Annotated in this window: 12 protein-coding genes; 7 read left to right on the top strand and 5 right to left on the bottom strand. The window is 72.2% G+C overall.

Features of this window, described 5'->3' with window-relative positions:
• Window positions 1-5: 5 nt before the first annotated feature.
• A complete protein-coding gene (locus HNR40_RS29790) occupies window positions 6-533 on the top strand; it encodes a hypothetical protein (RefSeq protein WP_184967103.1) in 528 nt (175 codons plus the stop codon).
• Entirely contained in the window at window positions 526-1,062 is a 537-nt protein-coding gene (locus tag HNR40_RS29785; RefSeq protein ID WP_184967101.1) for a hypothetical protein, read from the top strand. The genes HNR40_RS29790 and HNR40_RS29785 overlap by 8 nt, the downstream gene beginning before the upstream one ends.
• Window positions 1,063-1,070: 8 nt before the next feature.
• On the opposite strand, the gene metE is transcribed toward HNR40_RS29785, so the two are convergent.
• Window positions 1,071-3,215: a 5-methyltetrahydropteroyltriglutamate--homocysteine S-methyltransferase gene (metE, locus tag HNR40_RS29780; RefSeq protein ID WP_184967099.1), complete on the bottom strand. Its 2,145-nt coding sequence runs from the start codon at window positions 3,213-3,215 to the stop codon at window positions 1,071-1,073.
• 84 nt (window positions 3,216-3,299) lie between these two features.
• Here metE and HNR40_RS29775 point away from each other — a divergent pair, with 84 nt between their 5' ends.
• A complete protein-coding gene (locus tag HNR40_RS29775) occupies window positions 3,300-4,130 on the top strand; it encodes a LysR family transcriptional regulator (protein WP_246509645.1) in 831 nt (276 codons plus the stop codon).
• Here HNR40_RS29775 and HNR40_RS29770 read toward each other — a convergent pair.
• Window positions 4,072-4,800 carry a DNA alkylation repair protein gene (locus HNR40_RS29770; protein WP_184967095.1) on the bottom strand — a complete coding sequence of 243 codons (729 nt, stop codon included), beginning with the start codon at window positions 4,798-4,800 and terminating at the stop codon, window positions 4,072-4,074. The genes HNR40_RS29775 and HNR40_RS29770 overlap by 59 nt on opposite strands.
• The gene (locus tag HNR40_RS29765; protein ID WP_221340958.1) at window positions 4,797-5,474 is read right to left on the bottom strand and encodes a TetR/AcrR family transcriptional regulator; all 678 of its coding nucleotides are present in this window, start codon (window positions 5,472-5,474) and stop codon (window positions 4,797-4,799) included. Before HNR40_RS29765 ends, HNR40_RS29770 begins: the two co-directional genes overlap by 4 nt.
• 346 nt (window positions 5,475-5,820) lie before the next feature.
• Here HNR40_RS29765 and HNR40_RS29760 point away from each other — a divergent pair, with 346 nt between their 5' ends.
• The 4 genes from HNR40_RS29760 to HNR40_RS29745 are packed head-to-tail and all read left to right on the top strand — an operon-like array spanning window position 5,821 to window position 10,525.
• Window positions 5,821-6,972, top strand: a complete 1,152-nt coding sequence (locus HNR40_RS29760; protein ID WP_184967091.1) for an acetyl-CoA C-acetyltransferase — start codon at window positions 5,821-5,823, stop codon at window positions 6,970-6,972.
• A gap of 15 nt (window positions 6,973-6,987) precedes the next feature.
• Window positions 6,988-8,286 carry an alkaline phosphatase D family protein gene (locus HNR40_RS29755; protein ID WP_184967088.1) on the top strand — a complete coding sequence of 433 codons (1,299 nt, stop codon included), beginning with the start codon at window positions 6,988-6,990 and terminating at the stop codon, window positions 8,284-8,286.
• Between the two features lie 45 nt (window positions 8,287-8,331).
• Window positions 8,332-9,849: a glycoside hydrolase family 3 protein gene (locus tag HNR40_RS29750; protein ID WP_184967085.1), complete on the top strand. Its 1,518-nt coding sequence runs from the start codon at window positions 8,332-8,334 to the stop codon at window positions 9,847-9,849.
• Between the two features lie 4 nt (window positions 9,850-9,853).
• Window positions 9,854-10,525: a pentapeptide repeat-containing protein gene (locus HNR40_RS29745; protein WP_184967083.1), complete on the top strand. Its 672-nt coding sequence runs from the start codon at window positions 9,854-9,856 to the stop codon at window positions 10,523-10,525.
• On the opposite strand, the gene HNR40_RS29740 is transcribed toward HNR40_RS29745, so the two are convergent.
• Entirely contained in the window at window positions 10,512-11,540 is a 1,029-nt protein-coding gene (locus HNR40_RS29740; RefSeq protein ID WP_184967081.1) for an NAD(P)H-dependent flavin oxidoreductase, read from the bottom strand. The genes HNR40_RS29745 and HNR40_RS29740 overlap by 14 nt on opposite strands.
• A complete protein-coding gene (locus HNR40_RS29735) occupies window positions 11,537-12,238 on the bottom strand; it encodes a CoA-transferase subunit beta (RefSeq protein ID WP_376773527.1) in 702 nt (233 codons plus the stop codon). Before HNR40_RS29735 ends, HNR40_RS29740 begins: the two co-directional genes overlap by 4 nt.
• Between the last annotated feature and the right edge of the window lie 14 nt (window positions 12,239-12,252).

The following is a 12,252-nucleotide window of genomic DNA, read 5'->3' as shown; positions in this document are numbered from 1 at the left end:
CGGTCATGGGATTCGCGGTGGCGCGGACGAGGGACGAGGCGCACCTCTACCTCGACCTCAACCCGTGTGAGCAGTGCGGCTCCGTCGAGACGACCTGGAGCAGGGGACTGGTGGTCGCCGATGGCGAGCACGCCGACCGCTACGCCGGGCGCTGCCAGGGCTGCGGCGCCGAGCGCGAGTTCCTGTTCGGCCTGCCCGCGCGGCCCGTCGTCCCGGCCGGCTACCCGACCTTCGGCGGCCCCGAGCCGTCGGAGCTGCTCGACGCCGGTGAATGGCTCTGGGTGGCCGATCTGAGCGCGGGCAACGTGCCCGTCGACGACGCCGCCGAGGCCAGGAGGGCGCTGTCGATCGCCGCTGCCGCCGTCGAAGAGGTCGTCAAGTTCATCCGCCCCGGCGACGACGCGGTGCCGGAGACCGCCTTCTGGTCCGACCGGGGGCTGGAGTTGCTGGCCGTCGAACCCGGCCGGTTCGACCTCGACCGGCTGCTCATCGTCAGGGACACCTACCGCAGCCTGGTGGCCGAGTATGCCTGAGCGGGCCAGATCGCTGGCCGAGGGCTACGTCTACCTCGACCTGGCCGTCCCAGAAGGCGGCGAGACCTCCGAGCCCGTCGCGGGCGAGGACGCCTGGACGCTGCGCCTGGGCACGATCGAGGTCGAGGTGTCCTACGAGGGCGAGCGGGCGGCGCGCCGGCACGAGATGCGCTTCGGCCCCGGCATCTCCCGGCTCGTCGACGCCGGTCAGTGGGTGGTCGTCGCCGGCGTCTACGCGCACCGGGCCCTGGCCGAGGACCTCGAGTTCGCCGCCGACCCCACCGCCGGCGACGACGCCTACGAGAGCGTCGTCGCCGGATGGGAGCTGGCGGCCGACGCGGTCGCCGAAGCCCTGCGCTTCGTCCCGGCCGGCGCCGACCGCGTGCCGGCCGACGCCTTCTGGACCCACACGGGCCGGGCCGTCCACCGCGAGAACCCCGAACGCTTCACCAGGCAGGCGCTGGAAGCCGACCTGGCCCACTACCGCCAGAACCTCGACGACTTCCAGCGCCTCCACGACACCGGCTGAGCGCCCCGTCAGAGCGTGGCGCGCAGGCGGCGGGCCGCCTCGACCACATTGCCCAGCGACGCCTCCACCTGCGCGTACGTACGGGTCTTCAGGCCGCAGTCCGGGTTCACCCACACCCGGTCGCCGGGCAGGACCTTCAGGGTGGCGGCGAGCCGTTCCTCGACCTCGTCGGCCGACGGCACCCTCGGCGAGTGGATGTCGTAGACGCCCGGCCCGAGACCGCGCGAGTAGCCGCTCACCGCGTCCAGGATGCGCCGTCCCGAGCGGGCCGACTCGATGGTGGTGACGTCGGCGTCCAGGCCGTCGATCGCGGCCAGGATCTGGTCGGCGTCGGAGTAGCACAGGTGCGTGTGGATCTGCGTGCGGTCGGCGACCACCGACGTGGCCCTGCGGTAGGCGGCCACCGCCCACTCCAGGTACGCGGGCTGCTCGGCGGCGCGCAGCGGCAGCAGTTCCCGCAGGGCCGGCTCGTCCACCTGGATGACGGAGAGCCCGGCCGCCTCCAGGTCGCGCACCTCCTCGGCGATCGCGTCGGCCACCTGGAACACCACGTCCCGCTGTGGCAGGTCGTCGCGGTCGAACGACCAGGCCACGATCGTCACCGGCCCGGTCAGCATGCCCTTGACGGGGCGATCGGTGAGCGACTGCGCGTAGGTGGACCAGCGCACGGTGATGGGCGCCGGACGCCGTACGTCGCCGTGGATGATCGGCGGGCGGGTGCAGCGCGAGCCGTACGACTGCACCCAGCCGTTCTTGGTGACGGCGAAGCCGTCGAGGTGCTCGGCGAAGTACTGCACCATGTCGTTGCGCTCGGGCTCGCCGTGCACGAGCACGTCCAGGCCGAGGTCCTCCTGCACCTGGATGGCGTGCTCGATCTCGCGCTCGACGAGCTTCTCGTAGTCGTCCTCGGCCAGCGCGCCCGCCACGACGCCGGCGCGCGCCGCGCGCAGCTCGCCGGTCTGCGGGAACGAGCCGATCGTGGTGGTCGGCAGCGGGGGCAGGTTGAGGTGCCCGGCCTGCGCCGCGGCCCGCACGGGGTAGGGGCTGCGGGCCGGGCGTGCCTCCTGGGAGACGCTCGCCGCCGCGACGGGAGCCTCGTCAAAGGGTACGGCGGCGCCGTCCGCCAGCAGGCGGGCCAGCTCGACCACCTCGGCCACCTTCTGCTCGGCGAAGGCCAGGCGGGCGACGAGGGCGGGTTCGAGACCGTCCTCGGCGGCGACGTCGTAGGGGACGTGCTGCAGTGAGCAGGAGGTGCTCACCACGATCCGGTCCGCGCGCACGCCCCGGAGCTTTTCGAGGGCGCGGCCCGGGTCGGTGCGCCAGACGTCGCGGCCGGAGACGACGCCCGCGAAGACGGTCTTGCCGTCCAGCGCGAGCTCGGGCACCGACCCTCGCACCAGGTCGAGGCCGATGCCCTCGACCGGCGTGGCGGCCAGCGCGGGCAGGGCCGGGCCCAGGTCCCCGAAGTAGGAGGCGACGAGGATCTTGGGCCGGTCGGGCGCGGCGCCGAGCCTGGAGTAGGCGGCGCGGACCGCGTCGAGCTGGGCGGGCGTGAGGTCGGTGACCAGCGCGGGCTCGTCGAGCTGCACCCAGGCCACCTCTTCCCGCGCCAGGGCGGCCAGGAGCTCCTCGTAGGGGCCGAGCACGTCCTCCAGCCGCTCCAGCGCCCCGGACAGCGACAGGAACGTCACCGGGCCCACCACCACGGGCCGCGTCTCGTGGCCGAGCGCGCGCGCCTCGCGCACCTCCGCCAGCGGCTTGGCGGCGTCGAGCGTGAAGACGGTCTTGGGGCCGATCTCCGGCACGATGTAGTGGTAGTTGGTGTCGAACCACTTGGTCATCCGCAGCGGCGCCAGCCCGTCGGTGCCGCGCGCCATGGCGAAATAGGGGTCGTCGGCGGCGAGATAGCGCTCCGGCACCGCGCCGAGCAGCACGGCGGTGTCGAGCACCTGGTCATAGAACGAGAACGTGTTGGACGGCAGCTCCCCGAGCCCCAGCCCGGCCAGCCGGCCCCAGGTGGCGGCCCGCAGCCGGGCGCCCTCCTCCTCAAGGTCGCGGCGCGTGGTGCGCCCGTCCCAGTAGGACTCCAGGGCGCGCTTCAGCTCTCTGTTCGGGCCGATGCGGGGGTATCCGAGCACGGTGGACGATGACATCTCATTGCTCCCAAGCCGGTGAAGAAAGACCTCTGGATCGTGCCTTCGATCTCCGCGGTGATGCATCATCTATTCGTGCTGCTTATGCTCAAGGAGATCCACTGCTTCGCCCGCGTGGCCGGGCGGCTCAGCTTCTCGCGGGCCGCCGCCGACCTGGGCATGTCGCAGCCGGCCATGAGCCAGGCCATCACCCGGCTGGAGAACGCCCTCAACCTCCAGCTCTTCGAGCGCAACGCCCGCGAGGTGCGGCTGACTCCGGCCGGCGCGGCGCTGCTCGCGCAGGCCGAGCGGGTGCTGGCGGCGGTCGACGGCTTCAGTGAGGAAGCGGCTCGGCTGACCCAGACGATTATCCATTTGGCTTATCCACCGCTTGCCGGGGCGCTGGCGGCGCGGATCGTGCGGCGGCTGGCGGCCCGAGGCCCGTCCCTGGCCGTCGAGCTCCGCCCGGCCGGGCGCGCCGCCGCCGCCCAGGCTTTGGACGAGGGGCGGGTTTCGGCGGCGCTCGTCGCCTTTCCGGCTCCGGCCAGGTTCACCACGGGGGCGCGTTTTCACGTGACCGTGGATCGGCTGGCCGTACCGGCTGATCATCCGTGGCGTAACCGGGTGCTGGCCGAGCAGCTGAGCGGGCAGGACCTGCTCGTGCCCGGCGGGCGGCTGGAAGGACTGCCGGGACGGCATCGGCAGGTGGTCGAGGACGACTACGCCGCCGCCCTCGACCTGGTCGCCGCCGGGGCCGGGCTGCTGCCGATCCCGCAGCTCGTGGCCAGGACCGTCCGCAGGGAGGACATCAGGTTCGTCCCGCTCGAAGGGGCCGACCTGCGCCTGACCTACGGGCTGGCCTGGCGCGGCGAGGGCGTCACTCCTGGACTGATGGCGCTGGTGCAGGCGGTGCAGGAGGCGTTGTGGACTCGATAGCGATGTTCTTGAGCGCCTCGCGCCGGCTCAGGCCCGAGATGCCCTTGGCCTGGACGTAACGCACCACCTCGCGCGGGCTGACCTTCGCGTATTCGCGCAGCGCCCAGCCGATCGCCTTGCGGGCGAAGAAGTCGTTGTCCGACAGGCTCGGCTCGATGCACGCGAACAGCAGGGCGGTGTCGGTGCGCTGCTTGAACCGGTTCTGCGACAGGATCGCCGTCCGGCGCTTCCACAGATCGGACTGTCCCGCCCACTGCAGCATGAGCGGGCGCATCGAATCGGGGAAGGCCGCCAGCAGCCCGCCGACCCGGTGCGTGGCGATCTCGTCCACCAGGTCCCACCAGGCGCCGGTGACCACCATCTCCTCGTACATCGGCACCGTGTAGAGCGTCTGGTGCTCGCGGTAGAGGTGGTAGCCGGACAGCTCGATCGCCGCGTAGCGCTCCTCGCGGTATTCGGCCTCACGCCACAGCTCCAGCACCCCGCGCCGCCACTCGGGCGCGCCGTCCAGCGGGTGCGCGGCGAAAACCCTCTTCAGCGCGGTACGGCGCGGCCCCGCCGACACCCCGAGAAACGGCATCTCCGACTTCATGTAGCGCTGCATCTGCGGCGCCTTGTCGGCGTCGGCCACCTCCTGCAGCGCCAAGCGGACGGCTTTGCGGAGGCTCATGCCTTCTGCGTGGTGCGCTCGCCCGTGGCCAGGCCGTCGAAGAGCACGGTGATGTAGTGCTCGGCCAGGCCCGTCGTGTTGAGCCTGCCGCCGGGCCGGAACCAGCGCACCGCCACCCAGATCGTGTCGCGGATCATCCGGTAGGTGAGCTTGGGATCGACGTCGCCCCGGAACTGCCCGGCCGCCTGGCCCGCCTTGATCTGCGCGACCCACATCTGCTCGACCTCGTCCTCGGCCTTGACGAGGTAGTTGAAGCGCTCGAACTGGCGCAGGTAGTTCCAGTCGTTCTGCATGACGGTGATCGCGGCGCGGTGGGGCTCCAGCGTGCCGAAGCCGATGCGCACCATCTCGGAGAGCACCGCCCGCGGCTCGCCGCCGGACTCGAGCGCGGCGCGGTAGCGGGCGATGAGGTCGTCGAGGAAGGTGGAGAGCACCTCGTCGACGATCGTCTCCTTGGAGTCGAAGTGGTGGTAGAGGCTTCCGGAGAGGATCCCGGCCTCGTCGGCGATCTCGCGCACGGTCGTAGCCTGGAAACCCTTGCGCGCGAAGAGCTCCGCGGCGAGCTTCACGAGGTGGTCACGGCGCTCGGAGGCCGAGCCGGACGAGGTCGCACGCTGGCGCTTGGCCGGGGTGGCGGTCGCGCCGGAGTTCTTTCGCGTTGTCACGTCCTCCATTATGAGCCCTCGCACAATCGCTTGTTCACGTAACACGCCCAGCTCACCCGCCCACCCGCCCCCGCGGCGGTCGATCCGGGGGCGGGTGGGGCGGTTGAGGCGTGACCACCTCCCCGGACCTGACCACTTCCGGGCCCCACCGCCTCGGAGTGGCCGTCGCGTTGCCGCCCCTGTGTGGTCGCCCGGTAACTGGCCACGTGCCCTACCCGGGTTCCGGTTGGGTCGCCCGGATCGGGAGGTGCCTCGGAGGGGGTTCCCGAGGTGTGCCCCGTGGGGTGTCGGCCTGTGGGGGGTTGGGTCCGGGGTGTCCTGGGCTACTGACCAAGCGCTTGCTACGATAATGGGCATGAACGAGGCGTACATCGTCGGTGCGGTCAGGACCCCGGTCGGGCGCAGGAACGGCGGTCTGGCCGCCGCCCACCCCGCCGACCTGGGCGCGCACGTGCTCAAGGAGCTGGTCCAGCGCACCGGCATAGACCCGGCCGCCGTCGAGGACGTGGTGTTCGGGTGTGTGGACACGGTCGGGCCGCAGGCGGGTGACATCGCGCGTACCTGCTGGCTGGCCGCCGGGCTGCCCGAGGAGGTGCCGGGGGTGACCGTCGACCGGCAGTGCGGTTCGTCCCAGCAGGCCCTGCACTTCGCCGCCCAGGCCGTCATGTCGGGCACCAGTGACCTCGTGGTGGCCGGCGGCGTGCAGAACATGAGCATGGTCCCCATCTCCCAGGCGATGCTGGCCGGCCGCGAGCTGGGCCACGAGACGCCGTTCAGCGGCTCCAAAGGCTGGTCCCAGCGGTACGGCACGCAAGAGGTCTCCCAGTTCCACGGCGCCGAGCAAATCGCGAAAAAGTGGGATGTGGCGAGGGAAGACATGGAAGCCTTCGCCCTCACCTCCCACCACCGCGCGATCCACGCCATCGACGCCGGCCACTTCGCCCGCGAGATCGTCCCCTACGAGGGCGCAGCCGTGGACGAAGGGCCGCGCCGCGACACCACCGCGGCCAAGATGGCCGGGCTGAAGACGCTGCTCGACGGCGGACGGCTGACCGCCGCCCTGGCCTCCCAGATCTCCGACGGCGCCGCCGCGCTGCTGGTGGCGTCGGCGCGAGCCGTACAGGAGCATGGGCTGACCCCGCGCGCCCGCGTGCATCATCTGTCGGCGCGCGGCGGCGACCCGATCGAGATGTTGTCGGCGCCGATCCCCGCGACCGCGCACGCGCTCGGCAGGACGGGCATGTCCATCGGCGACTTCGACGTGATCGAGATCAACGAGGCGTTCGCGTCGGTGGCGCTGGCGTGGATCAAGGAGAGCGGTGCCGATCCGGCCGTCGTGAACCCCAACGGCGGCGCGATCGCCCTGGGCCACCCGCTCGGCGCGACCGGCGCGGTGCTGATGACGAAGCTGCTGCACGAGCTGGAGCGCACCGGCGGGCGCTGGGGGCTGCAGACGATGTGCGAAGGGGGAGGTCAGGCGAACGTCACCATCGTGGAGCGGTTGTGAGTCACCATTGAACATATGGCCAACCCCTTCACCTTGGGCGTGGCATCGGGGGAGCCACTGCCGGACGGCGTCATCCTGTGGACCCGGCTGACCGGAGTACCCGGCCGGGCGGTCGAGGTCCGATGGCAGCTCGCCGCGGACGAACGGTTCACCAAGATCGTGCAGCAGGGCACGGCGCGGGCGCTGCCCGAGTGGGCGCACAGCGTGCACGTGCGGGTCGCGGCCCTGCGGCCGGGCACGGAGTACTTCTACCGGTTCCGCGCGGGCGCCGACCTCAGCGCGGTGGGACGGACGAAGACGGCCGCCGACCCCGCCTCGGCCGATCTCGTACGCTTCGCCGTGGCCAACTGCCAACGCTACGAGCACGGCCGCTACACCGCCCTGAGACACCTGGCCGGCGAGCGTCCCGACGTCGTCTTCCACGTGGGCGACTACATCTACGAGAGCCCGCAGGCCGCCGACCCGGTACGCCGCCTGGACCGGACGGGTGAGGCGGTCACGCTGGCCGACTACCGCGCCCGCTACGCCCGCTACAAGTCCGACCCCGACCTGATGGCCGCCCACGCCGCCGCCCCCTGGGTCACGACCTGGGACGACCACGAGGTGCTCGACAACTACCGGGGCAGGGGCGACGGCTCGGCCGCCTTCCTGCGCCGCCGGGCCGCCGCCTACCAGGCGTACTACGAGCACCTGCCCTTACGCGTCCGTCCCGAGGCGGGCGCGCTGCAGATGTACCGGCGGCGCACCTACGGCCGGGTGGCCGACTTCATGCTGCTGGACGTGCGCCAGCACCGCGACGCGGCCACGATGCTCGGCGCCGCGCAGGAGCAGTGGCTGCTGTCGCGCCTGGCCACGACCCCGGTCCGCTGGAAGGTGCTGGTGCAGCCGCTCTTCTTCGCCCGCCGCTTCGTCCCCGGCCCCGCGCCGAACCTCCGCATGGACAGCTGGGACGGCCATCCGGCCGAGCGCGCCCGCATCCTGGCCGCGGCGGGCGGTCTGGTGGTGCTGAGCGGCGACGTTCACAACCACTGGGCGTGCGATCTCAAAGCCGACTTTCTTGATCCTTCTTCACCCTCCGTCGGCGCCGAGTTCGTCTGCTCGGCGGTCTCCAGCCGGCCGCCGGAGACCGACGCGGAAGCCGTTCTGGCCGCAAACCCGCACATCCGGCACTTCGATGGACACCGCGGATACCTCTCCGGTACGGCGAGCGCGACCGGATTTCGTGTGTCCCACAAGGGTCTGGAATCCTCAGGAGTCCGTACTGTCGCCGAATTCCTCACGGACGGTCTTCGGATCATCCGTGTTGACGTCTGAAAATGCCTCTAGCAAATAGGAAACTTTCCTATTAGATTTCGGGTCATGCCCTTGAGCCGTGACCTCCTGCGCCTGGCTGACGCCGTCCTCCTGCCCGGTTTCGAAGGCACGACGCCCCCCGACTGGCTGCTGCGCAGGCTCGGTGACGGACTGGCCGGCGTCGTGCTTTTCTCCCGGAACATCGCGAGCGTCCCCCAGGTGGCCGAACTGACCGCCGCCCTGCGCGCCGAGAACCCCGCCGTCCTCGTCGGCACCGACGAGGAATCGGGCGAGGTGACCCGGCTGGAGGTCGCCACCGGCAGCAGCCGGCCGGGCAACTACGCGGTCGGCGTGGTGGACGACCCCGAGCTCACCGAGGCGCTCGCCCGCGACCTCGGCTGCGACCTGGCCGCCGCCGGCGTGACCGTCGACTTCGCCCCCTCCTCCGACGTCAACTCCAACCCGGACAACCCGGTCATCGGCCTGCGCGCCTTCGGGGCCGACTCCGAGCTCGTCTCCCGCCACACCAGAGCGTTCGTACGCGGCCTGCAGTCGGCCGGCGTGGCCGCCTGCGCCAAGCACTTCCCCGGCCACGGCGACACCTCCGTCGACTCCCACCACGGCGTCCCCGTCGTGGGCGGTGAGATCGAGGAGGCGCTGGCCCCCTTCGCCGCGGCGATCGACGAGGGGGTGCGCGCGGTCATGACCGGCCACCTGCTCGTCCCCTCCCACGACCCCAACGCGCCCGCCACGCTGAGCCAGAAGGTGCTGACCGGGCTGCTCAGGAACGAGCTGGGCTTCGAAGGCATGATCGTGACCGACGGCATCGAGATGGCCGCGGTCTCCGGCGCGTACGGCATCGGCGGCGCCTCGGCCCGCGCCATCGCGGCCGGCGCCGACGCCATCTGCGTCGGCGGCGAGCACGCCGACGAGGCCACCGCGATCTCGGTGCGCGACGCCATCGCCGCGGCCGTGGCCGACGGGCTGCTGCCCGAGGAGCGCCTGGCCGACGCCGCCCGCCGGGTGACCGAACTGGCCGACTGGACCGTCGCCGCCCGCGCCAGGACCCTGTCAGGCGGCCCGGTCGCCGGGTTCGGCTTCGGCAGCAACGGCTCCGGCCAGGGCATCGGCCTGGACGCCGCGCGCCGGGCCCTGCGCATCACCCGCAGGTCTGCCGCGCCCACGCTGCCGATCACGCGGCCGGCCCAGGTCATCGAGCTGTCGCCGGAGATGAACCTGGCCATCGACAAGGGCACCCCATGGGGCGTCGGCGAGCCGCTGTCCAGGATGCTGCCCGGCACCGCGGTGACCCGCCTGGCCGCCGGCGAGGCCACCGGCGCCGCCCTGGAGAGCCTGCTGCAGGACGCCGAGGGCCGCCCGCTGGTGATCGTGGTGCGCGACGCGCACCGCTACGACTGGCAGGGCGAGGCGCTGCGCCACCTGCTCAGCGCGCGTCCCGACGCGGTGGTGGTCGAGATGGGCCTGCCCGCCCGCACCGACCTGGGTTCCGTCCACATCGCCACGTACGGCTCCGCCCGCGTCTGCGGCCAGGCCGCCGCCGAAGCGATCACCGGTACCCTATGACGTCGTGAACTTCGACGGCGAGGACCTTTCCCGGCAAGCCCTGACCGAACGCCTCGCCGCGGAGGAGACGCACGTCTTCCGCGAGTGCGACCTGACCGGCGCCGACTTCTGGGGCGCCTCGCTGGGCGGCGCCCGCTTCGAGTCCTGCGTCCTGGACGGCGCCGACTTCCGCAAGGCCGACCTCGACGGCGCCGTGTTCACCGGCGGCGGCGGACTGGGCGCGGTGTTCACCGACGCCGACCTGCTCGACGCGGTCTTCACGGACGTCGACCTGTCGTCGGCCAGGTTCGGCGGCGCGCTGATGACCGACGCGGAGTTCAGCGGCTGCCGCATGATCGGCACCTCGCTGACCGCCTCGCGCGGCACCGGCTTCAAGGTCAGCAGGTGCAACCTGATGATGGCCAACCTGGGCGGCTGCTCGCTGCGCGGCCAGTTCCTGGAGGGCGTGCGCTTCGACGAGGCCGACCTGTCGGGCTGCGACTTCACCGACGCGGTCTTCAGCGACTGCCGCCTGATCGGCACGAAGGTGCTCAGGGCCGTGTTCTCCGGCGCCGACCTGCGCGGCGCCGACCTCGGCGAGCCGGACGACGCCAAGCTGCGCGCGTTCGCCGGCGCCACGATCAACCAGACCCAGGCGGCCGCGCTCCTGCTGGCCCGCGGGCTCAGCGTGGTGTGAGCCCGCGCAGGGTCGTCTCGGCCTCGGCCATGACCCGCTCGATCAGCTCCGCGCACGTGGGCAGGTCGCCGATGACGCCGACGACCTGGCCGGAGGCCATCACGCCGAGGTCGGCCCGGCCGTCGACCATGGCGGCCTTCAGCAGCATCGGGGTGTTGGCCGCCTGGAGCACCTGGGCCCAGGTGAGCTCGCGCCCGTGCTTCATGCGCCGGCCTTCACGCAGCAGCGCGGCCCAGGACAGGCCGGAGATCTTCTTGAAGCGGGCGCCGTTCAGCACGGCCCTGAGCAGCCGGGTGCGCTGCAGCGAGTCCACGAACGGCGTGCGCAGCACCCGGTGCGGCACGCCGTCCACGTTCGTGGTGACGAGGGTCTCGGCGGCAGCCAGGTAGACCTGCTTGACCGCGTCGGGCACGGGGGAGTCCTTGGTCAGCAGGAACCTGGTTCCCATCGCGATGCCGCACGCGCCGTACGCGAGGGCCGCGACCAGGCCGCGCCCGTCGAAGAAGCCGCCCGCGGCGACCACCGGGACGTCCACCGCGTCGACCACCTGGGGCAGCAGCAGCGTGGTCGCCAGCGGTCCGGTGTGGCCGCCGCCCTCGCCACCCTGGACGATCATCGCGTCGGCGCCCCACGCGGCCACCTTCTCCGCGTGCCTGCGGGCGCCCACGGACGGCATCGTGACCACGCCCGCGTCCTTGAGCCGGGCGATCAGCTCCCGCTGGGGCGCCAGCGCGAACGAGGCGACCCGGACGCCCTCCCTGATCATCACCTCGGCCCGCTCGGCGGCGTCGTCGGCGTCGGCCCGGATGTTCACCCCGAACGGCGCGTCCGTACGCTCCTTGACGCTCCTGATCGCCTCGGTCATCTGCCCGACCGACATCGTGGCGGCGGCGATGATCCCGAGCCCACCGGCCGCCGACGTGGCCGCGGCCAGCCGGGCGCCGGCCACGTACCCCATTCCGGTCTGCACGATCGGGTGGCGGCACCCGACCAGTTCGGTCAGCGCCGTTCTCACGCGAGTTCCTTCTCCCGCAGCCCGCCCGGATCGAGGGCGGCCAGCACCGCGGACTCCTCCTCGGTCGGCAGCCGGGTCTGCGGCACCTCGCCGGGCACGTCCAGCGCGAACCCGGTGGCCGCGACCACCTCCGCCACGCTCACCCCGGGATGCGTGGAGACCAGCCGCATCGTCCCGTCCGGCCCGCCGAAGTCGAGGACGGCCAGGTTCGTCACCACGCGGCGCAGCTCGTACGCGCCCCGGTCCGTGCCCAGCCCGCTGACCACGTCCACCTTCTCCACGAAGACCCACGGCGTGTGCCGGGGGATCCAGTAGCTGGTCGGGTCGCAGCGCGTGTTGCCGGGCGCGCCGCGCACGCCCAGCAGCTGCGCCTTCGGCCGCGCCCAGTCGCCGATGGCCGAGATGTTCGTGTTGCCGTGCCGGTCGATCTGGGAGGCGCCGAGCATGACGTGCCGCCGGCCGTTCAGGACCAGCCACAGGTGGTCGCGGAACGGCAGCCACCCCTCCACCACCCGCGGTGCCACGCCCAGGGCCGGGATGTCGCCGGTCAGCAGGCAGACGCCGTCGTGCGTGATCAGGTCAGGCTCGAACACCGACCTGGCCAGCCGCGCCGCGAGCACGGTGACCGCCCCGCCGATCCCCGCCGCGAGAATCTCCCCGTCCCCCCTGAACGCCTCGGCACACGCCACCACGCACACATCAGCTGTGCTCA

This window comes from Nonomuraea endophytica, from assembly GCF_014203235.1.
Classification (GTDB): Bacteria; Actinomycetota; Actinomycetes; order Streptosporangiales; family Streptosporangiaceae; genus Nonomuraea; species Nonomuraea endophytica.
The sequence above is the reverse complement of the archived record's forward strand: the minus strand, read 5'-3'. Positions and strand labels throughout refer to the sequence as shown.

What these genes read in the sequence shown, in the direction of transcription:
- HNR40_RS29790 (WP_184967103.1), top strand. Translation starts at nt 6, where the DNA reads ATGGGATTCGCGGTGGCGCGGACGAGGGACGAGGCGCACCTCTACCTC.
- HNR40_RS29755 (WP_184967088.1), top strand. Translation starts at nt 6,988, where the DNA reads ATGGCCAACCCCTTCACCTTGGGCGTGGCATCGGGGGAGCCACTGCCG.
- HNR40_RS29785 (WP_184967101.1), top strand. Translation starts at nt 526, where the DNA reads ATGCCTGAGCGGGCCAGATCGCTGGCCGAGGGCTACGTCTACCTCGAC.
- HNR40_RS29770 (WP_184967095.1), bottom strand. Translation starts at nt 4,800, where the DNA reads ATGAGCCTCCGCAAAGCCGTCCGCTTGGCGCTGCAGGAGGTGGCCGAC.
- HNR40_RS29765 (WP_221340958.1), bottom strand. Translation starts at nt 5,474, where the DNA reads ATGGAGGACGTGACAACGCGAAAGAACTCCGGCGCGACCGCCACCCCG.
- HNR40_RS29760 (WP_184967091.1), top strand. Translation starts at nt 5,821, where the DNA reads ATGAACGAGGCGTACATCGTCGGTGCGGTCAGGACCCCGGTCGGGCGC.
- metE (WP_184967099.1), bottom strand. Translation starts at nt 3,215, where the DNA reads ATGTCATCGTCCACCGTGCTCGGATACCCCCGCATCGGCCCGAACAGA.
- HNR40_RS29750 (WP_184967085.1), top strand. Translation starts at nt 8,332, where the DNA reads ATGCCCTTGAGCCGTGACCTCCTGCGCCTGGCTGACGCCGTCCTCCTG.
- HNR40_RS29775 (WP_246509645.1), top strand. Translation starts at nt 3,300, where the DNA reads ATGCTCAAGGAGATCCACTGCTTCGCCCGCGTGGCCGGGCGGCTCAGC.